This window comes from Collinsella sp. LCP19S3_B6 (assembly GCF_052121815.1).
In the GTDB taxonomy this organism is placed as follows: Bacteria; Actinomycetota; Coriobacteriia; order Coriobacteriales; family Coriobacteriaceae; genus Collinsella.
In genome coordinates this window covers 1-20,874 of the sequence record NZ_JBQKDN010000009.1, presented here as the reverse complement: position 1 = coordinate 20,874, position 20,874 = coordinate 1, and the positions used below count along the sequence as shown (strand labels likewise).

Below are 20,874 nucleotides of genomic sequence, written 5' to 3'. Positions count from 1 at the left end.
GGATCCGCGTGCGTATGGCACCGGACCCGGCTCTTTTATAATGATGCGAATCGTTTTGCATTCTGCGGACCGAAACCTGAAGGGAGCGCGCGTGCGCGTACTCAAACGAGCCCTAGCAATCGTGTACCTTGCCGCCGCCATCGTGGCGCTGGGCACGCTTGTCTGCCAGTTCTGGGGACCGTATACGTATCGCTTTATGCTGCTGTTGCGTGACACCATGCCTCGCGTCGTCGTTACGGTGTGCGCCGCCATCGTGGCACTTGGCGTGCTCATCGGGTTTTTCCGCCTGATGTTCGCGCGTCGCGAGCCGTCCTGCGTGCATCCGGCGGGGGAGCGCAACATCGAGGTCACCCTCGCAGCGCTTTCCTCGTGCGCTCGCGCTGCGGCAGAGCGCGACGACCGTGTGATGGTCGAGCATGTCGAGGCGCGCGTGCAGGGTTCCGACGAATCGCTCGTCCGTTTTAAGGTCGACGCCATCGCGCTCGATGACCGGGACGTGGCCTCCCTTGCAACCGCGATGCAGCAACGTATCGAGGAGGCCTGCGACACCATGCTCGGCACGCCGGGCACGACCGCGCGCGTCCGTTTTTTGCCGTCCAAGACTACCGTCCAGACCGTGGAGGTTTCCGGTGAGTGATACCAACCAAGACAAGACCGTCCGCACCCCGCGCCTGACGATCGACCAGAACGCTGCGCCGGCGAGCGAGTCCGCCGACACCACCCCCGAGGCCGGCGAGCAGCACGACAGCGCCGCCAACGACTTTGACGAGGCCATGGGTCTCATCAAGGGTACGGGGGCGGCCATCTGGAGCTATGCCGTCCGTCATCCCAACACCACGCTCGGGGCCGTCGCTGGTTTTGTGCTCGCCGTGCTGGTGCTCACGCTCGGCCTGTGGGACACACTCGTCATCGCATTCTTTGTGCTGATCGGCGCCGTGATTGGCCAGATCCGTGACGGCGAGAACGGGATCGTCAACTTCTTCGGCCGTCTGTTTAGCGGCCGCTAGTATGTATTCGACCGCCGCGTGTGCGGTGGGCATAAGGAGGAACCATGGCTTTTAACACGAAGGTCGATGTGGCCGATACCGAGCTCGAGGCAGACGAGACCGTCGCCGCCGAGGCTGAGGACGTAACGCTCGAGGACGGGGCGCTCGTCGAGGCCGAGCCCGCCGACGATGCGGACGAGGATGATGAGGAAGCGGACGAGTCCGAGGATTCGCTGACCTATTCCAACGGTGTGATCGAGAAGATCGTCGCCATGGCCACCCGCGAGGTGCCGCACGTCCTGGGCATGAAGGGCAACCTTATGCACTTTGTGCAGGAGCAGTTTGGTGCCGAGAACCTGACCAAGGGCGTGACGGTCGAGGTCACCGATGACAACCGCGTGGTCGTCAACATTTCCGTCATTATCGAGTACGGCGCCTACGCACCCGCGATTTTCGACGACGTTAAGGCGCGCGTGACCGAGCGTCTGGCCGCGATGACCGGCCTTGAGGTGGCAGGCGTCAACCTGCGCATCGAGGATGTCATCACCCCCGAGGAGTACGAGCACCGCACCAGCCAGCACGAGTAACCTACCAAATAGGGACAGGTTTGTTTCGATAGGTTTTACCTGCGAAAACGCTAAACGGTCGACCGCGCAAGCAAAAGTGCGGTCGACCGTTTTCTATATGCCCTCGATGTAGTCATACCGCTCGTCTAACTTAGGGTTGCAATCTTCGCGTTCCGCGTTACCCTAATGGGCGCATTGTTTCCAAATCGTTAACGAGGGGTTGCCGTAATGGCCGACGAGCACGAAACAGAAAGCAAGGCATGGGCGATTGAGGCCGCCGCGGCAGAGGCGGCGTCGCGTGCCGCCGAGGAGGTGCATCGTCCCCCCGTGGTGCCGATGGAGCGCGTTGTCGGTCGCGAGGATATCGAGCGCGGCGAGCGCGCCGGCCGCAAGCGCAGCCAGGAGCCGGGCTTCCCGCGCTTTTTCGCCGAGCTCAATCTGGGCCTGATCCTCACGGCGTTCGCCATCGTTGCGTTTAAAACCCCTAATCATTTTGCTTTTGGCGGAACCTCGGGCGTGTCGGTCATTCTTTCCACGCTGTTCCCGACTCTGCCCGTCGGCGTCTTTATGTGGATCATCAATGCGGTTCTCGTCGTCTTGGGCTTTATCTTTTTGGAGCGCAAGGCAATCCTTTGGAGCGTTTTTGCCTCGTTTGCGCTTTCGGCCTACGTCTCGCTGTTTGAGCTCTTCATTCCGACGGATGTTTCGATGACGGGCGATATGTGGCTCGACCTGTGCTTTGCCGTTATCTTGCCGGCGCTGGGCAGTGCCATTGTCTTTGACATTGGCGCCTCAACGGGCGGCACCGATATCCTTGCCATGATCCTCAAGCGTCGCACGACGCTCGAGATCGGACGCGCCTTGCTACTGGTCGATATCGGCATCGTGACCATCGCGGCCTTTTTGTACGGTCCGCGCGTTGGCCTGTACTGCGTGCTCGGCCTGTTTGCCAAGACGCTTGTGGTCGACAAGGCCATCGAGAGCATTCACTTGCGCAAGGTCTGTACGATTATTTGCGCCGAGCCACGCAAAGTCGAGGAGTTTATCGTCAAGCATCTCAACCGCACGGCAACGATCAGCCGCGGCTACGGTGCCTTCTCGGGCAATTGCGTGACGGTGATCATGAGCGTGCTGAGCCGTCGCGAAGCAGTGCAACTGCGCCGCTATACCCGCGATATCGATCCAGATGCGTTTATCACGATCGTTGACAGCTCCGAGATCGTGGGCAAGGGCTTCCGCGGCACGAACTAGCGCGGATATACCCTTCGAACCATTGAATAAAGCCGCCAACGTTTCAAATCGGTCATCTTGGGGTATTTGTCCCCACATTGCGCGATAATGTTGCCAAAGACGTCGTTTGCGATCCAGGTGGTTCACTCTAGATACGAAGGGATGATTTCGATGTTCTGTTCGCAGTGTGGCGCCCCCATGGGCGATAACGACAAGTTCTGCGGCGTGTGCGGTGCCCCTAATACCGAGGTCAAGGCCGCCGGCCCCGCTCCCCAGGGACAGTCTCAGCCCCAGCAGTTTGTTCCGCAACCGCCCGTGGCGAATGCGCCAAAGGGCTGTGTGGCTCAGGCGTTCCAAGACATGACCAAGACTCCGGGCGTGCTGCAGCGCGTGTGCCAGATTGCTTTTTTGCCGGCGCTCATCTGTGTCGTGTCGGTGCTCGTGCTGTTCATTCCCGTTATCGGCGGTATTGCAGCTGCCATCGGCTTTTTGGCCGCCTGCGTGGCGAGTGTGTGCGGTTCGGGCTTTGGCATCGAGTGGGGTCGCGACCTGTCGCTTAAGATCGATGACGGCATGGATCGTCCGTTGATGCGTTCCACATCGTTTGGCCTCGGGGTCTTTTCGAGTGTTATTTCGGTCGTGCTCGAGATTATCGCTGCCATTCCCGTTATTGGCGTAGTGCTTTCGCTGGTGGAGAGCGTGGTAATTGGCGCGGCGGGCTCGTATTCGCATTACGGCTCTTATGCGCTCGAGGCTGCGCTGTTTGGCTCGCTTGGCCTGCTTGTCCTGGCTATGATTGCCACGGCGGTCCTGGGAGTCTTCTTTAAGATGTTCGCCGATATCGCCGTGATGCACTTTGCGGTGACCGGTCGCGTCGAGAGCGCGTTTTCGCTCGACAAGGTCTGGGCGGCCTTTAAGAACAATAAGACCAAGCTGTTCTGTGCCTCATTCCTTCCCGAGTTTTTGACGGGCCTGGTCGCCAACGTTGTCACATGGATCTTGACGGCGGTCTTTGGCGCCATTGCCTCTGTCGGTATGTATAGCTATTACTATCGTCCTACGGGTATTGAGGCAATTGTTGCCGGCGGTGGCATCGCACTCGTACTGTTCCTGGTGCTGATCGCTTTCGTCACCGTATTTCTAACGGTCTTTGGCAAGATGCTCAAGCACCGTGCCGTTGGCTATTGGGTCGCACGTTATGCAAGCGAGTGGGCCGACGAGGATAAGGACGACGTCCTGACGTTTGTATTGCCCTTCGAGAAGAAGTCCGCTCCTTCGGGTTACAGCGCTCCGGATGTCGCGCCTGAGCCCGAGCCTGAGTCTGCCCCGGGATCTGCGCCGGAGTCCGAGCCCACGACGGAGCCCGCGCCAAGCTCCGACGAGGACCCGCAAGACGAGTAGCCCTGTCACCTGCCATTTGGGGACGGGGTAGAAATGGTAGAAATAGTGCTTGACGAATGAGCGGGGGCGGACGTGTCGAAACGTCCGCCCCCGCTTTGACATCGCGATGTGGCTACGGCTGCGAGATGGTCGCGATTCGACTACTCGTTGTGCTTCTCTTCGTGACGAGCGGCGGTGCGAGCTTCGTGGATGCCCTTGATGGCGGCATGGCGGGCGGTGCGGGCGTCGTGCATGGCGTCGCGGGCCTCGGCGGCCGTTGCCTTGGCAGAGCGTAGCTTGGCTGCCAGATCGGGATTGGTCTCGGCAACCGCGGCGATAGCGGGGCCGTCGAGCTCCTCTTGCGTGGGCTCGGCCAAAAAGTCGATGGCATACTGAGCGGCTACCATGGAGCCCTTGGCGAGCACGCTCTCGTCGATCTTATAGAAGCAGGAGTGCTGGGCGTACGTGGCGCCGATCTGGGGATTGCGCGTGCCCACAAAGGCAAGCACACCCGGTACACGGCGCAGGTACTCCGAAAAATCCTCGCCCGAAAGCGTGCCGCGATAATGGCCTTCGCCGGCTGCACCCAGACACTTGACCACGGCCTGACGACAACGCTCACTCGAGGCGACGTCGTTTTCGACCTTGTAGTTGGCGATGGTGTAGTCGGTAAGCTCAGCCTCGGCGCCCAGGGCCGCCGCAGTGTGCTCTACGATGCGACGCATGAGCTCGGGCATTTCCTCGTGCGTCGAATCGCCATAGGTGCGCACCGTGCCGGCGAGGTAGGCGGTACCGGCGATAACGTTGCGCGCGGTGCCGCCGTGCAGCTCGCCGACGGTAATGACGGCCGGCTCGTAGGGGCTGATCTCGCGCGAAACGATGGTCTGCAGGGCGTTGACGATCTCGGCCGCCACCATGACGGCGTCGTGGCCGCGCTGGGGCATGGCGCCGTGGCACGAGGTCCCGCGGACATCAATGCGGAACCAGTCGGTATTGGCCATGCGCGGACCGGGCTCGCAGCTTACGGTGCCGGCGTCGACCTCACTCCAGATGTGTGCGGCGTAGGCGCCATCGACGCCATCGAGCACACCCGTGCCGATCATGAGTTTGGCGCCTTGGCCGTTTTCCTCACTGGGTTGGAAGACGATGCGGACCTCGCCGTGGATGTCGTCGGTCATATGGCGCAGAATCTGCAGCGTGCCGAGCATCATGGCAATGTGGCAGTCATGGCCGCAGGCGTGCATACAGCCCTCGTTGACGCTGGCGAACTCCTCGCCGGTCTGCTCGGTGACGGGTAGGGCGTCGATATCCGCGCGCAGCAGGATGCGGCGGCGCGGCGTGCCGTCCTCGCGGTAGGCGTCGGGTGCGGTGCCGCGAAGGGTCGCCACCAGGCCCGTCTTAAGCGGGCGCTCGTAGGGGATATTCATGGCGTCGAGCTGGTTGGCGATGTCAGAAGTCGTGCGCTCTTCGGCGAGGCTCAGCTCCGGGTGCTTATGGAAGTGCCGGCGCTGCTTGATGATGTAGGGCTCAAACTCGGCGGCGATATCTTGGATGGCTGCGGTGACGTCATCAGCCGCGCGGGCCTCGGTCGCTGCCATAATCTGCTGTGCCTTGGTCTTCGTCATGGTCGATTTGCTCCTTGCTGGTTTATCGCAAAATCGTACAGGCTCTTTCCAGTATGCCACCTGCCACTTGGGGACGGGGCAGAAATGGTAGAAATGGATACCTCCGTAACCTTGACAGGTCCAAATTGCTTGTGCACGCAGCCTTGGATGCGGCTTTCAAGCTTGAAATCTACCATTTCTACCCCGTCCCCAAGTGGCAGGCGGGGCCGTTGGGGTTGGGAAAGGTGCCGTTTACCGCTTGACGTTTTGCAGCTGTGGCGGTGGAGTACACTCGGGGGTGTTGAATTTCCTGCCAGAGATGGGGATGCCCATGCAACATATCGATCGGATTATCCGCTCTAAGAACGTCTTTACCTCGCAAGATGGCATCGATACCGCCCGTGAGCTGGCGATTGCCATCGCAGGCGACCGTATCGTCGCAGTCGGCAAGCCCGATGACGTGATCGCCGCCGCTCCTGCCACCACGCCGGTTATCGACTACGGCGAGCAGTTTGTCTGCCCCGGTTTCCATGACGCTCATCTGCACTTCTTTCATACCTCGGTCGGTTCCTCGCCGTATATGCTCATGGATGGGGGCACGTCCGAGGTGGCGCTGGTGCAGCACGTGCTCGAGTTTTCCCAGGATCTGCCCGACGACGCTTGGGTTGTGACGCAGGGCTGGCGCGACTACCGTTGGGACCCGCCCGAGCATCCTACCAAGGCGTCGCTCGATGCGGTATTTCCCGATCGTCCCTGCGTTATGTACTCGGGCGACGGCCACACGCTGTGGCTCAACAGTCGCGCTCTCGAGGCGCTCGGCGTCACGCGCGATAGCGAGCCGCCAGCGGGCGGCAGCTACGACAAGGACGCAAACGGTGAGCTCACGGGCATTGCTCACGAGGCGGCCGCCATGCAGCTGTTGCCGCGCTGCCTTGAGTGGCTGGGCGAAGATCGCATCGCAAGCGCTTACGCCGATCAAATGAGGCGCATGGCCGAGCAGGGCATCACCTCGATCTGCGACATGTCGCTCATGCCCATGCCGGGCTGCGATTTTATCCGCGACGACGTCTACGACAAACTGCAGACAGCCGGCAAGCTGGGCATTCGTGCCCATCTGTTCCCCACGCTGCTGGATGACCAGTCGCGTCTAGAAGAGCTGCAGGCACGTTACGCGAACAACGCACTGCTTTCGGCGCCGGGCTTTAAGCAGTTCTTTGACGGCGTGTCGAGCGAACATACGGCATATCTCACCGAGCCCTATACCAATCCGCGCTTCCCGGGCGACCAAGGCCGTCTGACGGTTTCCGCCGAGCGCATGCGCAAGCTGGTTCTGGCGGCTGCGGAGCGCGGCCGCGCCGTGCGCATCCACGTTATCGGCGACGGTGCGATTCATGCCGCGCTGGATATCTTCGAGGAAGCCGCCGGTCTGTACGGCCTGCCCCAGCACGGCCACAACACGCTCGAGCACCTGGAGAACCTCCTGCCCGAGGACATCGACCGCCTGCGCAAGCTCAACGTGGTCGCCTCGAGCCAGCCCTGCCATATTACGCTCGACCCGGGTGGACCGGAGCGCGATTTGGGCTTGGAGCGCAGCCGCATCATGTGGCCGTTCGCAACCTATAAGCAGCGCGGCATTCGCCAAGCCTTCGGTACCGACAGCCCCATCACGCCCGTTACCAGCATGGACGTGCTCTACACGGCTATCACACGCCAGGACCCCAAAAGCCACTGGCCCGAGGGCGGCTGGTTGCCGAGCGAGCGCATCGACGCGGCAACGGCTTTGCGCAACTACACCTTGGGCAGCGCCTATGCAGCAGGCGACGAGCAAAACCTCGGCAGCTTGGAGCCCGGCAAGTATGCTGACCTGGTAGTCTTGGACCAAAACCCGCTCACCGTTGACCCCCAAGAGCTGCAAGCCACCAAGGTTCAGGCCACCTACCTAGCCGGTAACCTCATCTACGAGCGCTGATGCTCATGCCGTGTCGTTAAACGCGGCCCGGGCGACTTATTTTGGGATGGCGCTCGAGCCACGTCTGCATATCGGTGGGGACTCGTTATGAGCGTCCCTGCTCTGCCGGATTTGTGCGTGGGGTGGAGGCGCTGCTGCCCCGCGCGTTCAAATTGGACATTTGCAATGCTGCCTCATGGTGTTTTGCATACTTCCCATTACAGATTGCATAAAAAGGTTGGGATGTTCTTTCTGGCCCTGATGTACCCCCGCCTGGGCCGTACAAAAAACGGAGTATTCAGCACTGCGAGCTCTGCCGGCGCCGTTGCGGTCGGGTAATGTCATGGGGATTGACGTCATTTTGGCGTCCGGGCAGGCACGAGGCATGCCTTTATGCCCTGATGGGGTCTGCCTGCCGACCCAAATCGCCGGTCGAAGGCGTCCTTGGGACCAATAAGATGTGTCTGGCGCGTATACAGCCATCCTGGTCTGCTGAATACTCCCAAAAATGCACGGTGCTCCCCAGGGGACCCGTGCGTGCAGCGAAAGCCATGCCCATGTTCCTATCCGCATCGCCATTTTGCTGCACTGACGTTTCTGAATGCCGCGCCCGAACTAGTTAACTTGGCTCCCGTGTGGCTCCGGAGGGGCGGGGCATAAGGTTTGTCGCGAGTTCCGCACGCAAAGGAAGGCACTTAATGCGCTTTCCGTCTTGCGCAGGACTGTAGAGCAGCAAACTTCATGCCCTCCGGTCCGTCCAAGGAGCCACTTCTAAGTTATCCCCCCGGCATTCAGAAAATCTAAGTGCCAAAAAATAAGATTTTTTGACTCTGTGTTGTATAACCCGCCATTCGTGGGTACCATTCAACGCGTACGCAAACAAATAGGGTTAATTCGCGTGGCATATCCACGCGGCCCAAAAAGGAGGAGACAAGCATGTCGTCTTTGAAGCCGCTTGCAGATCGTGTTCTGGTCAAGCCCGACGAGGCCGAGCAGAAGACCGCTTCTGGTCTGTATATCGCCAGCAACGCTCAGGAGAAGCCGCAGCGCGGCACCGTCATTGCCGTTGGCGCTGGCAAGGTCAACGGCAAGGGTGAGCGCATCCCCATGGACGTCAAGGAAGGCGACGTTGTCATCTACGGCAAGTTCGGTGGCAACGAGGTCAAGGTCGACGGCGAGAAGTATCTGCTGATGCGCGCCGACGACATTTACGCCGTCGTCGAGGCCTAGTCTCATCAGGCTCTCTGATTCGTCTTTGAACGCGGTCGCCGCATAGGACTCGGAAGCGGCGACGTGAGTCACATTTCTTTTGGAGGATTACCTACCATGGCAAAGAACATTACGTTCAATACCGATGCCCGCGCTAAGCTCGCCAAGGGCGTCAACACTCTGGCCGATGCCGTTACCGTCACCATGGGCCCCAAGGGTCGCTATGTCGCCCTGCAGCGCACGTTCGGTGCCCCGACCATCACCAACGACGGCGTTTCCGTCGCCAAGGAGATCGAGCTCGAGGACAACATCGAGAACATGGGTGCCCAGCTGGTGAAGGAGGTCGCCACCAAGACCAACGACACCGTGGGTGACGGCACCACCACCGCAACCCTGCTCGCTCAGGCCATCGTTAACGACGGCCTGCGCAACGTCGCCGCTGGCGCCAACCCGCTGGCCATCCGTCGCGGCATCGACAAGGCCGTCAACGCCGCCGTCGCCGAGATGAAGAAGCAGGCCAAGCCGGTCGAGACCAAGGAGCAGATTGCTTCCGTCGGTACCATCTCCGCCGGTGACCCCGAGGTCGGCGAGAAGATCGCCGAGGCCATGGAAGTCGTGGGCAAGGACGGCGTCATCACCGTCGAGGATTCCCAGACGTTCGACATCACCATCGACACCGTCGAGGGCATGCAGTTCGATAAGGGCTACGTCTCCGCTTACTTCGTCACGGACAACGACCGCATGGAGGCCGTGATGAAGGATCCGTACATCCTCATCACCGACCAGAAGATCTCCAGCGTCCAGGACATCATGCCTGTTCTCGAGGCTGTCCAGCGCGCTGGCCGTGGCCTGCTCATCATCGCTGAGGACATCGACGGCGAGGCCCTGCCCACCCTCGTCCTCAACAAGATCCGCGGCGCCCTCAACGTCTGCGCCGTCAAGGCTCCGGGCTACGGCGATCGCCGCAAGCGCATTCTCGAGGACATCGCCGTCCTCACCGGTGGTCAGGCTGCTCTGGACGAGCTGGGCGTGAAGGTCGCTGACATCACCGCCGATATGCTCGGTACCGCTAAGTCCGTCACCATCTCCAAGGACAACACCGTCATCGTCGGCGGCGCTGGCTCCAAGGAGGCCATCGACGCCCGTATTGCTCAGATCAAGGGCGAGATGGAGAACACCACCTCTGACTTCGACCGCGAGAAGCTCCAAGAGCGCCTGGCCAAGCTCTCCGGTGGCGTTGCCGTCATCAAGGTCGGCGCTGCCACCGAGTCCGAGCTCAAGGAGATCAAGCACCGCGTCGAGGACGCCCTGCAGGCAACCCGCGCTGCTGTCGAGGAGGGCATTGTCGCTGGCGGCGGCGTCGCCTTCATGGACGCTGTGCCTGCGCTCGATGCAGTCGAGATCGACGACCCCGAGGAGAAGATCGGCGTCGACATCGTCAAGAAGGCTCTGACCGCTCCGGTCGCAACCATTGCCAAGAACGCTGGCTTTGAGGGCGCTGTCGTGGTCGACAAGGTCGCCGAGCTGCCCGCTGGCCAGGGTCTCAACTCTGCCAGCGGCGAGTGGGGCGACATGATCGAGATGGGCGTCCTCGACCCCGTCAAGGTCAGCCGCGTCACCCTGCAGAACGCTGCTTCTGTCGCCAGCCTGATCCTCATCACCGAGGCCACGGTTTCCGATGTGCCCAAGAACACTCAGCTTGAGGATGCTATCGCTGCTGCTACCGCTGGTCAGCAGGGCGGCGGTATGTACTAAGGCCGACAAGGTCTAGAACTCCCACCGGGAATCCCGGGGGCGTGACGGGGCTTCTCTCCGGAACGTCCTCGGACATGCAAAGAGGCTCCGCATCGCGCTTCGCGCTGCGGAGCCTCTTTGCGTCCTGCGGAATGTTCCGGAGAGAAGCCCCGTCACGCCCCCGGATTCCCTACGTTTACGGCCTTGAGGTCGGCTCGCGGAGAACGTGGTTGTTGGGGATACGTATCCCGGACGCTGTTTCGCGCTTTGCGCGAAAGGCGCGTTACTGTGGGATGGGTGGGGAACGTGGTTGTTGCGGCAACTGATCCCCACTATAAATTACCTTTGGCATACTTGCGCGAAAGCCTGCCCGTGCTAGACTTGGAATTGCTGTTTCAGGGCGGGGTGTAATTCCCCACTGGCGGTAAATCGGACGGTGCCAGAGGGGCGCCGTGGCGCAGGCGAGGTACCTGCGTCCGATCCGATGAGTCCGCGACCCGTGCGTGCGTTGGTTCGCATACCGGCTGAACTGGTGAGATCCCAGTACCAACGGTTAGAGTCCGGATGAAAGAGGCAGGTGATCTTATGTCTGAACAGTCGCAGCATATCCATTTTGAGAACACGAATAGGTGGAGCACCAAACAGCTCGTTACCATGGCGCTGATGTGTGCCTTGGGCGCCCTGTTTATGTACGTGCAGCTGCCCATCCTTCCTTCGGCGCCGTTTTTGACCTACGATCCGTCGCTGGTGCCAGCGATGGTGTGCGGGTTTGCGTATGGTCCCGGCGCCGGTACTGCTGTTGCCGCTATGGCTATCGTTATTCACGCGCTCACCACGGGTGACTGGGTCGGTGCGCTTATGAACCTGGTTGCCACGCTGGGCTACATTCTGCCCGCGGCTATCGTCTACCAGAAGATGCATACCTATAAGGGTGCCGTGATTGGCCTGGTGTTCGGCGTCATTGCCGCTACGGCACTGTCTATGGTCGCAAACCTTACCATTGGCGTATGGTTCTGGTATGGCTCGGTCGATACGATCGCTCCGCTCATGGTTCCTGCCGTGCTACCGTTCAACCTTATCAAGACCGTGCTCAACTCGGTGCTCACGCTTGCAGTGTACAAAGCGGTCTCCAACCTCATCACGCCTAAAAAGGACCAGGTCAAAGGCCGCGCATGATTGATTGTCGAGGCGTTTCCTTTAGCTATGACGGTGTCACGCCGGCGCTCGACGGTATCGATCTGAACATCGAGGATGGCGAGTTTTTCTGCATCCTCGGCGGCAATGGGTCGGGCAAGTCGACGTTTGCCAAGCATCTGAATGCGCTGCTGCAGCCCGATGCAGGCACGGTGCGTATCAACGGCATGGATGCATCCGATCCCGAGTTGGTCTACGACATTCGTTCGACCGCGGGCATGGTGTTCCAGAATCCCGATGATCAGCTGGTGGCAACGCTTGTCGAAGATGACGTTGCGTTTGGTCCCGAGAACTTAGGGGTCGAATCGGCGCAAATTGCGCAGCGCGTACGCGAGGCGCTGAAGGGTGTGGGCCTGGTGGGCTTTGAGCGCCACGAGACCCATGCACTTTCGGGCGGCCAAAAGCAGCGCGTGGCGCTTGCCGGCGTGCTCGCCATGGAACCGCGCGTGCTCATATTGGACGAGGCTTCCTCGATGCTCGATCCGCGTGGACGTAAGGGCCTCATGAAGGTTTGCCGCGCGTTGCACGATCGCGGCATGACCATCGTGATGATTACGCACTTTATGGAAGAGGCCGCCGAGGCCGATCGTGTCGCGGTGTTTCGGGCGGGGCGCGTTGCCATGCTCGGTGCGCCCGAGGAGATTCTGACGCGGGCGGACGAACTTGCCCAGCTCAACCTGGATATGCCGGCGTCGTGCTGTCTAGGTAGGGCACTCCGCGCGAAGGGCGTACCCGTTTGCGCGCAGGTGCGTGAGGCGGATATGGTCGCCGAGATTGCACAGGTTTATGCTGAGCGGAGCGGGGCGGGCGTCGCTGGGCGGCCCTCCGCATCCGATTCTCGTGTGCTTGACCATGCATCCTCTGCAGCCGGTGGGATGGTCGCGTCGGAACCCGTCATCGAGATTTCGCACCTCTCGCATAGTTACTCGCTGAGCGTCCGCGAGCGCCGCCGATGGCGCAAGCGCTCGACCACTGTGGGCGCATCGGGCAAACAGGCTCTTTGGGGCAACGATCCAAACAGCCCCTGGGCGCTACGTGATGTTTCGCTGACGGTGCGTCGCGGCGAGTTTCTGGGCCTGGCGGGTCATACCGGCTCGGGTAAATCAACGCTGGTTCAGCATCTCAACGGGCTGATTCGTCCACAGGAGGGGAGCGTTTGCGCACTGGGGCTCGACCTATCAAGCAAGAAAGGCGCCTCCGCGGTTAAGGCCAAGGTCGGCGTGGTGTTTCAGTATCCCGAGCGCCAGCTATTTGCCGAGACCGTGGCGCAGGACGTGGCGTTTGGCCCGCGCAACCTTGGCTTGCCGCAAGACGAGGTTGTTCGCCGTGTCGCAACATCGCTTGCGCGCGTGGGCCTCGACCTTGCTGCGATAGGCGACAAGAGCCCCTTTGAGCTTTCGGGCGGTCAGCAGCGCCGCGTGGCGTTTGCCGGCGTGCTCGCCATGGAGCCCGAGGTCCTGGTGCTCGACGAGCCCATGGCGGGGCTCGATCCGGCTGCGCGCAGGGAGTTCCTGGGGCTCATCGATCGGCTCCATCGTGAGGGCCTGACCGTTGTCATGGTTTCGCACAGCATGGATGACCTGGCAAATTGTTGTGACCGTATCGTTGTGATGAACGAGGGCGCGGTGTTTGCCGATGGAACGCCCGCACAGGTTTTTGCGCACGCGAACGAGCTCAAATCGATCGGTTTGGGCGTTCCCGCTGCGCAGCGCATGGCATTGTCGCTCGTGCAAGCCGGTGTGCCGCTCCGCTGCGACAAGCTTTATACGGTTGAGTCGCTGGCCGACGAGTTGGCCGGCATGCTGCTAGGCTGCGCGGACGGACCTTTGAGGGCGTCGCGTCAGGCTGGTTCCAAGATGGCCACGCAAGAGGAGGGCTGCTAATGGAGGCGTTTTCGTTTGGCAGCTACTATCCCGGCGATAGTGCGATCCACCGCCTGGATCCGCGAACTAAGTTGCTCCTAGGTTTCGCATTTCTGATCACTGCGCTCACCGTCGGCAGCTTCCGCGGGCTGGTTCCGGTCGCAATTTTTGTCGTGCTGGTCTATGTCGCGGCCCGGGTTCCGTTGTGTCGGGTCCTATCGTCGATGGCACCACTGCTGGCGATTGTCGTGGTGGTCGCGGTGCTCAACCTGTTTTCCGATCAGAGTGGCCGCATTTTGTGGCAGTTTGGCTTTTTGCAGGTGAGCGAGGGCTCGCTGCGTTCTGCGACGTTTATGGCGTGTCGCCTGACGATGATGATGGCCGGCATGAGCGCCATTACGCTCACCACGCCGACACTCGACCTCACCGCGGGTTTTGAGCGCCTGCTCGCACCATTCGCGCGTGTGGGGCTTCCGGCGCACGAGCTCGGCATGATTATGGGTATCGCACTGCGATTTATGCCACAATTTGCCACCGAGATGAAACAGACGGCCGATGCACAGGCAAGCCGTGGCGCGCGCGTGACGGGCGGTCCGCTCGGTGGCGTGCGCATGCTCGGCAGTGTGGCGATTCCGCTGTTTGCTGGCGTGTTCCGTCATGCCGAGACGCTTTCGGCCGCTATGGATGCGCGCTGCTATCACGGCGAGCGGGGACGCACGCGTCTGCATGCGCTTACGTTTGGCCGCGGGGATGCACTGGCCGCGGTGGCGATGACGCTGCTGGTGGTATGCGTTGTCGTTATCAATCTCCAACTCGTCTAAGCTCGATTCGAGCGCAAGAAAGGGGTCTCTATGACCGACATCGATCGCATGGCTCAGCTCGAGCGCGTCTGCTCGTATCTCAGGCGCATTCCGGCGTGGTATCTTGCCACGACCGATGCAAACGACGGGCATCAGCCCCGCGTGAGGCCGTTTTCGTTTGCCATGGTCGATAACGACAAGCTGTGGTTTTGCACGTCGCGCGACAAGGACGTGTGGGCGGAGTTGAGCAAGAATCCCAAGTTTGAGGTATCGGGCTGGAAGCCGGGGGAGTGCTGGATCGTGTTAACTGGCGAGGCCGCACTCGAGGACGATGCATTCGTGAGTGACAAGGTGCGCCAGACGGGCTTTAAGCACATGGTGGGCATTGGCGAGCAACACGATAGTGCCAACGATGGCCGCCTTGCGTTCTTCTCGGTCCGCAACATCGCCGCACGGTTCTGCGATATCGACGGCAGCGAAGAGCTCCTCGAACTTTAATTTCCCAAATTAGCTGCCCATTCCAAAAAGACTGGTCAGATGACAGGAGGAAACGTGGACGGATTGAATACGGTGCTGGAGTATCTGACGTCGGTGCCGGCGTGGTACCTAGCGACGAGCGTGGACGGGCAGCCGCATGTGCGTCCGTTCTCGTTTGCGCAGATTCAGGACGGCAAGCTGTGGTTTGTAACGGCGCGCACCAAAGATGTGTGGCAAGAGCTGCTGCAAAACCAGCGCTTTGAGGCCACGAGTTGGTGGCCGGGCCATGGTTGGTTGATCCTGCGCGGGCGTGCGGGTCTGGACGACCGGGCTTCGGATGAAATGCGCGAGGCCGGGTGGAAACATCTTGAGCGCTTGAGCGAGCACTATGAGGGGCCTAACGATCCCACGCTCGTCTTCTTTAGCGTCGAGGACCCCGAGGCTTTTATCTGCAATCACGACGAATGGGTTCCGGTCGAGCTCTAGGCTGCTCTGGGCGATCCTTAAGTTTGGTATTCCGTATAAGGTGGGCTCTGCATTGGCCAGCAGCATGATGCGCTGCGGCTAATGCAGAGCTCGCTTATTTTTTGTCAATTCTTTCAAGTGAATGTGTCGGGTATGTTTCAATGCATGAAGACACAAATTATTTGCGTAAATATGCATTCTCAGGTGCTAAAGTTTCAACCTACCTCATAACGACGGCTGCGGAATGCGCAATGACGCATAAGACCGCAGACAAGGAGTCCGATATGTCTTTAAAGGTTGGAATCGTCGGCGCGGCTGGATATGCCGGCGCCGAGCTTATTCGCCTCGTGCTCGGCCATCCCGAGTTTGAACTTGTTGCCATTACGTCCAACGCCGATGCCGGCCAGCTGCTGTCCGCGGTGTATCCGAGCTTTGCTGGCGTGAGCGATCTGGTTTTCACCACGCATGACGCCCCTGAACTCAAGAGCTGCGATGCGGTTTTTCTCGCCGTGCCGCACACGGCTGCCATGGCACAGGTGCCCGCTCTGCTTGCATCGGGTGTCTCTTGCTTTGATCTTTCGGCCGATTACCGTCTGAGCGACGCGTCTGTCTTTGAGACATGGTATGCCGCCGAGCACACGAGCCCCGAGTTGCTTAAAACACGTGCCTTCGGTCTGCCCGAGTTGTTCTGCCAGGACTTAGAGACCGCTGCTTCCAGCCATGCCGCTGGCAGACCCGTGCTGGTCGCCTGCGCCGGTTGCTATCCCACCGCAACGAGTCTTGCTGCCGCGCCTGCCGTGCGTGCGGGCTGGGTGGCCCAGAGCGGCCCCGTAGTCGTCGACGCCATCAGTGGCGTGACGGGTGCCGGTAAGTCGTGCAACACCCGCACCCATTTTTGCAGCGCGGACGAGAATCTGGAGGCCTATGGCGTAGGAAAACATCGCCATACGCCAGAAATCGAGCAAATTCTGGGCCTTACCGATCGCGTCGTCTTTACTCCGCACCTGGCACCGCTCAAGCGCGGCCTGCTCTCTACGGTGACGCTGCCGCTCGCAACGCAGGCTCTCGAAGCGCTGACTCTTGAGGATGCCGTCGACCATTACAAGAAGTTCTACGCCGGTCGTACCTTTGTGCGCGTGCTCGATGCCGGCCAGCAGCCCAAGACGGCTTCGGTTGTCGGTACCAATGCCGCCCAGATCGGCCTTGCGCTCAACAAGCGTGCGGGCGTGCTGGTGGCGACGGGCGCCATCGACAATTTGTGCAAGGGCGCTGCGGGCCAGGCGGTCCAGTGCGCCAACATCGTCTTTGGTTTTGACGAGCGACGAGGCTTGCCCACAGTGGCGTGCCCGGTGTAGCACATTCGATTATTAACGATTTGGTAGTCGGGTATCGAGTTTGGCGCCACTTTTAAGCTGGTCTCATGATTGTGGCTGGCATGGCGCACCAACCGATGCCCATTTTTTGTTTGACATAAGGAGTCGTAAAGACGATGAATGCTGAGCAGTTCGATATCAAGATTCGTGCCGTAGAGGGCGGCGTAACGGCGGCAGCCGGCTTTAAGGCGGCGGGCATCCATGCCGGATTCCGCAAGAATCCCGAGCGCCTGGATTACGCGCTCGTTGTGCCCGATAAACCCTGTCCCGGGGCCGGCGTGTTTACGACCAACCGCTTTTGTGCGGCGCCCGTGCAGGTGAGCCGTGCCAACCTGGGCGGTACGGACAAGGGCTATGGCATCATCGCCGGTGTTTCAATCAACTCCGGCAACGCGAACGCCGCCACGGGCGAGACCGGCCTTGCCTGTGCGCGCGAGACGTGCAATATCGCCTCGCAGGTCATTGGCTGTGAACCCCAACAGATTTTAGTTGCCTCCACGGGCGTGATCGGACAGATTCTGCCGATCGACACGTTTGAGACGGCAATTCCGTCCGCCTACGAGGCACTCTCTGCCCATGGCGGCGCCGATGCAGCCCGTGCCATCATGACGACCGATACGCATTCCAAGGAGTATGCCGTTCGCTACCGCAGTGAGGCTGTGGGCCATGTGGGCAACGCTTATACGGTGGGCGGCATGTGCAAGGGATCGGGCATGATCATGCCCAATATGGCCACCATGATCGCGGTCATTACTACCGATGCCCCCGTCGAGTCGGCGGCGCTCCACACCCTACTGCTCTCGACCGTTAAACAGACCTTTAATAAAGTGACGGTCGATTCCGATACCTCGACCAACGACACCTGTATCATGCTGGCTTCTGGCGCTGCCGCCGCGGATGCCGAGGCCATCGTCGAGGGCACTGACGCCTTTGACGAGCTGGCCTTTGCCGTGCACGAGGTGTGCGAGAGCCTGGCACGTAACATCGCGGCCGATGGCGAGGGTGCGTCAAAGCTCGTGACGGTTAACGTCACCGGCGCCGCCAACGACGAGGAAGCCGATATCGCCGCCCGTGCCGTCGCCAATTCGCCGCTCGTCAAGACCTGCATCGCTGGCCACGACTGCAATTGGGGTCGCGTTGCCATGGCGCTCGGCAAGTGCGGCGTAAAGTTTAATCAGGAAGACGTTTCCATCGACATGATGGGCATGCCCGTCTGCCGCGATGGCCTGACTGTTCCTTTTGACGAGGACGAGGCCCTGCGACGTTTTGAGGCGCCCGAGATCGTGATTTCGGCCGACCTGGGCGCAGGCGACGCGGCAACGACCGTGTGGACCTGTGACCTCACGCACGAGTACATCTCAATCAATGGTGACTACCGCTCCTAGACTCCAGGCACGCTGCGCATCTCGCCGCGATTGCGGGCAGCGGAGCACAGCGCGATAACGATACGAAAGACGAGGCAGATTATGAAATTCGCACGCGATTGTCGTTCGAGCGAATCCAACGAAGCAACTGCGCAGCTGCTGTTCGAAGCGCTGCCGTGGATTAAAAACCTGACCGGCAAGACGGTCGTTATCAAGTATGGCGGGGCCGCCATGGTAGACGAGCAACTACGTCGCGACGTGATGAGCGACATCGTTTTGCTCAAGATTATCGGCATGCGCCCCGTCATCGTGCATGGCGGTGGTAAAGCCATCAACGAGGCGCTGAGCCATTACGATATGCCCATCGAGTTTAAGAACGGTCAGCGCGTGACCACGCCGGCGACCATGGATATCGTGCGCGAGGTGCTGGGCGGCAAGGTTAACCAAGAGCTGGTGGCGGCAATCAACCACCACGGTAACTTGGCCGTGGGCGTATCGGGCAGCGACGCCGGCACGCTCATCGCCGAGCCGCTCGACCCCGAGCTCGGACGCGTGGGCAAAGTGACGCATGTCAACACCGACTACATCGAGAACTTGCTCGATAGCGAGTATATTCCCGTCATCGCTACCGTCGCGGCGGGGGAGGACGGTGGCTTCTTCAATATCAACGCCGACACCGCCGCCGGTGCCGTTGCGGCGGCGCTCCACGCGCACAAGGCGATCTTTTTGACCGACGTCGACGGCCTGTACAAGGACTTTAGCGATAAAGACTCGCTCATCTCCAACCTAACGCTCGACGAGGTTAATGAGATGCTCTACGGTGGCGAGGTCGATAAGGGCATGATTCCCAAACTGCGCGCGGCCGTCGATGCGCTTGTCGGCGGCGTATTTCGCGCTCACATCATTAACGGTACCACGCCGCATTCGCTGCTCCTGGAGCTGCTGACCGATGCCGGCGTCGGCACCGTGATCCACTCTACCGAGACGGCCTACGAATTTGATACGCACCCGCACCCGCTTTCGACCTTTGCGGCGCGCCTGACCGAGAACCTCGACGAGGTCGAGAAGCTCCAGACGGTCTAGCTGGTTAGAAATCGTCACACCGTTACACCCACAGTCCGCGCCACCTGGCGCTTAACGAAAGGCATCTCATGTCACTTGCAGCTCAACAATCGCTCGAATCCCACTACGTTATGCAAACCTTTGGCCGCTCGCCGGTCGAGTTTGTCGAGGGCCACGGCATGAAGCTCACCGGCGACGATGGTCGCGAATATCTCGATTTTCTTGCAGGTATTGGCGTATGCAGCCTAGGCCACGGCAACCCGGCGGTGCTCTCGGCGCTCGAGGCCCAGGCCAAGAAGCTCCTGCATGTCTCGAACTACTTCTACATTGAGCAGCGCGGCCAGGTCGCGGCGTTGCTGTCCAAGCTCGCCAACGACGATGCGGACGGTGCGCGCGTGCTTGCCGACGCGATTGCCGCTGGCGACGAGACCACGGCGGCGGCGCTTGGCGCTCCGGCTGCGGGCGAGCAGGTGTGGGAGACGTTCTTTGCCAATTCCGGTGCCGAGGCCAACGAGGGCTCTATGAAGCTCGCGCGTCTGTATGCCCAACGTGCTGGCAACGGTGGCAACACCATCGTGTGTATGCGCGGCGGATTTCATGGTCGTACGCTCGAGACCATTGCCGCGACCATGCAGGATTGGCTGCAGGACAGTTTCCGCCCGCTGCCGGGTGGCTTTGTGGCATGCACGCCCAACGATGTAGATGAACTGCACGCAATCTTTAAGCAGCTGGGAAGCGAGATTTGCGCTGTGATGCTCGAGCCGATCCAGGGCGAAAGCGGCGTGCATCCCATGACCGAGGAGTTTATGGCTGCGGCGCGCGACTTGGCACACGAGGTGGGTGCCGTGCTTATCGCCGATGAGGTCCAGTGTGGTATTTTCCGCTCCGGCAAGCCGTTCGCGTTCCAGACTTATGGTGTGGAGCCCGATATCATGAGTCTTGCCAAGGGCATCGCCGACGGCGTGCCCATGGGTGCCGTGGTGGCAAAGAAGGAAATCGCTGACATCTTTAAGCCCGGCGACCATGGTTCGACCTTCGGCGGCAGCTGCTTGGCCATCGCGGCGTGTGCCGCGACGCTCTCCGTGCTTGTGCGCGGTGACTACGCAGACCATGCCGCCAAGGTGGGTGCCTATATGGAGGCAAGGCTCGCCAGGCTGCCGCATGTTACCGAGGTGCGCGGTCGCGGCCTAATGCTCGGCTGTGATTTGGACGATGCTGCGGGTGATGCGCACGACGTTGTGGCTCGCGCATTGGTGGCTGGTACCGTGATTAACGCTACAGGTGCACATACACTGCGCTTCTTGCCGCCGCTCGTGTGCGAGGAAGCCGATGTGGACAGCCTAATCGAGATCCTGGCGGGTGTTTTTGCTTAGCGTCATCAGGCATAGAGCAATTTGAAGCGGGTTCCAGACCGTCGCGTGCCGTTTGGCGCACGATTGGGCAAACTGGAGCACGTTTTGCTATCGATTTACCATGGCTGGGATAGGCCGTGTGCATAAAAGAAAGGCCCCCATCGCTGGGAGCCTTTTCAATCAAGTGGTGGGCGATGAGGGATGTCCGCGTGCGGCTGGCGCCGCCCGCGCCCCGCTTCGTCGCTCCGCTCCTCGCGTGCTGCGCTGG

General features: G+C 60.7%; 18 protein-coding genes and 1 riboswitch. Of the genes, 17 read left to right on the top strand and 1 reads right to left on the bottom strand.

Going from position 1 to position 20,874, the window contains the following annotated elements; all coding sequences use genetic code 11:
* The first annotated feature begins 91 nt into the window (after positions 1–91).
* The 5 genes from ACTQWD_RS04670 to ACTQWD_RS04650 all read left to right on the top strand — a co-directional run bounded on the left by ACTQWD_RS04670 (position 92) and on the right by ACTQWD_RS04650 (position 4,183).
* Positions 92–637, top strand: a complete 546-nt coding sequence (locus ACTQWD_RS04670) for a hypothetical protein (RefSeq protein WP_195838499.1) — start codon at positions 92–94, stop codon at positions 635–637.
* Positions 630–1,007 (top strand): DUF2273 domain-containing protein, encoded by a 378-nt coding sequence (locus ACTQWD_RS04665; RefSeq protein ID WP_441559380.1) that lies wholly within the window; start codon positions 630–632, stop codon positions 1,005–1,007. Before ACTQWD_RS04670 ends, ACTQWD_RS04665 begins: the two co-directional genes overlap by 8 nt.
* A 44-nt stretch (positions 1,008–1,051) precedes the next feature.
* Positions 1,052–1,573 (top strand): Asp23/Gls24 family envelope stress response protein, encoded by a 522-nt coding sequence (locus ACTQWD_RS04660; protein ID WP_154514821.1) that lies wholly within the window; start codon positions 1,052–1,054, stop codon positions 1,571–1,573.
* 207 nt (positions 1,574–1,780) lie between these two features.
* Positions 1,781–2,803: a YitT family protein gene (locus ACTQWD_RS04655; protein WP_441540262.1), complete on the top strand. Its 1,023-nt coding sequence runs from the start codon at positions 1,781–1,783 to the stop codon at positions 2,801–2,803.
* A 150-nt stretch (positions 2,804–2,953) separates the two neighbouring features.
* Positions 2,954–4,183 (top strand): DUF4013 domain-containing protein, encoded by a 1,230-nt coding sequence (locus ACTQWD_RS04650; protein WP_441559379.1) that lies wholly within the window; start codon positions 2,954–2,956, stop codon positions 4,181–4,183.
* A gap of 140 nt (positions 4,184–4,323) precedes the next feature.
* Here the strand turns inward: ACTQWD_RS04650 and ACTQWD_RS04645 are convergent, their stop codons facing one another.
* Entirely contained in the window at positions 4,324–5,787 is a 1,464-nt protein-coding gene (locus ACTQWD_RS04645) for a M20 family metallopeptidase (protein ID WP_441536873.1), read from the bottom strand.
* Positions 5,788–6,091: 304 nt separating this feature from the next.
* Between ACTQWD_RS04645 and ACTQWD_RS04640 the strand changes: the two genes are divergently transcribed.
* From ACTQWD_RS04640 to ACTQWD_RS04585, 12 genes are all read left to right on the top strand, one after another.
* Complete coding sequence (locus tag ACTQWD_RS04640; RefSeq protein WP_441559378.1) at positions 6,092–7,735, top strand: amidohydrolase; 1,644 nt, start codon at positions 6,092–6,094, stop codon at positions 7,733–7,735.
* Positions 7,736–8,650: 915 nt separating this feature from the next.
* Positions 8,651–8,944, top strand: a complete 294-nt coding sequence (groES, locus tag ACTQWD_RS04635) for a co-chaperone GroES (protein ID WP_441559377.1) — start codon at positions 8,651–8,653, stop codon at positions 8,942–8,944.
* A 96-nt stretch (positions 8,945–9,040) separates the two neighbouring features.
* Positions 9,041–10,678 carry a chaperonin GroEL gene (groL, locus tag ACTQWD_RS04630; RefSeq protein WP_154514811.1) on the top strand — a complete coding sequence of 546 codons (1,638 nt, stop codon included), beginning with the start codon at positions 9,041–9,043 and terminating at the stop codon, positions 10,676–10,678.
* A gap of 366 nt (positions 10,679–11,044) precedes the next feature.
* A riboswitch (FMN riboswitch) is annotated at positions 11,045–11,237 on the top strand.
* Between the two features lie 5 nt (positions 11,238–11,242).
* Positions 11,243–11,833 carry an ECF transporter S component gene (locus ACTQWD_RS04625; protein WP_441559376.1) on the top strand — a complete coding sequence of 197 codons (591 nt, stop codon included), beginning with the start codon at positions 11,243–11,245 and terminating at the stop codon, positions 11,831–11,833.
* Positions 11,830–13,734, top strand: coding sequence for an energy-coupling factor transporter ATPase (locus ACTQWD_RS04620; RefSeq protein WP_441559375.1), 1,905 nt, complete (start codon positions 11,830–11,832; stop codon positions 13,732–13,734). The genes ACTQWD_RS04625 and ACTQWD_RS04620 overlap by 4 nt, the downstream gene beginning before the upstream one ends.
* Complete coding sequence (locus ACTQWD_RS04615; RefSeq protein WP_441559374.1) at positions 13,734–14,534, top strand: energy-coupling factor transporter transmembrane component T family protein; 801 nt, start codon at positions 13,734–13,736, stop codon at positions 14,532–14,534. The genes ACTQWD_RS04620 and ACTQWD_RS04615 overlap by 1 nt, the downstream gene beginning before the upstream one ends.
* Positions 14,535–14,564: 30 nt before the next feature.
* Complete coding sequence (locus tag ACTQWD_RS04610; RefSeq protein ID WP_427726998.1) at positions 14,565–15,011, top strand: pyridoxamine 5'-phosphate oxidase family protein; 447 nt, start codon at positions 14,565–14,567, stop codon at positions 15,009–15,011.
* 54 nt (positions 15,012–15,065) lie between these two features.
* Entirely contained in the window at positions 15,066–15,476 is a 411-nt protein-coding gene (locus ACTQWD_RS04605; protein ID WP_427718303.1) for a pyridoxamine 5'-phosphate oxidase family protein, read from the top strand.
* Positions 15,477–15,739: 263 nt separating this feature from the next.
* Positions 15,740–16,810 (top strand): N-acetyl-gamma-glutamyl-phosphate reductase, encoded by a 1,071-nt coding sequence (gene argC, locus ACTQWD_RS04600; RefSeq protein ID WP_427727000.1) that lies wholly within the window; start codon positions 15,740–15,742, stop codon positions 16,808–16,810.
* A gap of 134 nt (positions 16,811–16,944) precedes the next feature.
* The gene (argJ, locus tag ACTQWD_RS04595; protein WP_441056393.1) at positions 16,945–18,213 is read left to right on the top strand and encodes a bifunctional glutamate N-acetyltransferase/amino-acid acetyltransferase ArgJ; all 1,269 of its coding nucleotides are present in this window, start codon (positions 16,945–16,947) and stop codon (positions 18,211–18,213) included.
* A gap of 81 nt (positions 18,214–18,294) precedes the next feature.
* On the top strand, positions 18,295–19,275 hold the full coding sequence (gene argB, locus ACTQWD_RS04590) for an acetylglutamate kinase (RefSeq protein ID WP_441559373.1): 981 nt from the start codon (positions 18,295–18,297) through the stop codon (positions 19,273–19,275).
* A gap of 68 nt (positions 19,276–19,343) precedes the next feature.
* A complete protein-coding gene (locus ACTQWD_RS04585) occupies positions 19,344–20,627 on the top strand; it encodes an aminotransferase class III-fold pyridoxal phosphate-dependent enzyme (RefSeq protein WP_441559372.1) in 1,284 nt (427 codons plus the stop codon).
* Positions 20,628–20,874 lie beyond the last annotated feature (247 nt).

Coding starts and splice junctions, on each gene's coding strand:
- groES (WP_441559377.1), top strand. CDS start 8,651: ATGTCGTCTTTGAAGCCGCTTGCAGATCGTGTTCTGGTCAAGCCCGAC.
- ACTQWD_RS04660 (WP_154514821.1), top strand. CDS start 1,052: ATGGCTTTTAACACGAAGGTCGATGTGGCCGATACCGAGCTCGAGGCA.
- ACTQWD_RS04615 (WP_441559374.1), top strand. CDS start 13,734: ATGGAGGCGTTTTCGTTTGGCAGCTACTATCCCGGCGATAGTGCGATC.
- ACTQWD_RS04650 (WP_441559379.1), top strand. CDS start 2,954: ATGTTCTGTTCGCAGTGTGGCGCCCCCATGGGCGATAACGACAAGTTC.
- argB (WP_441559373.1), top strand. CDS start 18,295: ATGAAATTCGCACGCGATTGTCGTTCGAGCGAATCCAACGAAGCAACT.
- ACTQWD_RS04620 (WP_441559375.1), top strand. CDS start 11,830: ATGATTGATTGTCGAGGCGTTTCCTTTAGCTATGACGGTGTCACGCCG.
- ACTQWD_RS04585 (WP_441559372.1), top strand. CDS start 19,344: ATGTCACTTGCAGCTCAACAATCGCTCGAATCCCACTACGTTATGCAA.
- groL (WP_154514811.1), top strand. CDS start 9,041: ATGGCAAAGAACATTACGTTCAATACCGATGCCCGCGCTAAGCTCGCC.
- ACTQWD_RS04625 (WP_441559376.1), top strand. CDS start 11,243: ATGTCTGAACAGTCGCAGCATATCCATTTTGAGAACACGAATAGGTGG.
- argJ (WP_441056393.1), top strand. CDS start 16,945: ATGAATGCTGAGCAGTTCGATATCAAGATTCGTGCCGTAGAGGGCGGC.
- ACTQWD_RS04640 (WP_441559378.1), top strand. CDS start 6,092: ATGCCCATGCAACATATCGATCGGATTATCCGCTCTAAGAACGTCTTT.
- ACTQWD_RS04610 (WP_427726998.1), top strand. CDS start 14,565: ATGACCGACATCGATCGCATGGCTCAGCTCGAGCGCGTCTGCTCGTAT.
- ACTQWD_RS04645 (WP_441536873.1), bottom strand. CDS start 5,787: ATGACGAAGACCAAGGCACAGCAGATTATGGCAGCGACCGAGGCCCGC.
- ACTQWD_RS04655 (WP_441540262.1), top strand. CDS start 1,781: ATGGCCGACGAGCACGAAACAGAAAGCAAGGCATGGGCGATTGAGGCC.
- argC (WP_427727000.1), top strand. CDS start 15,740: ATGTCTTTAAAGGTTGGAATCGTCGGCGCGGCTGGATATGCCGGCGCC.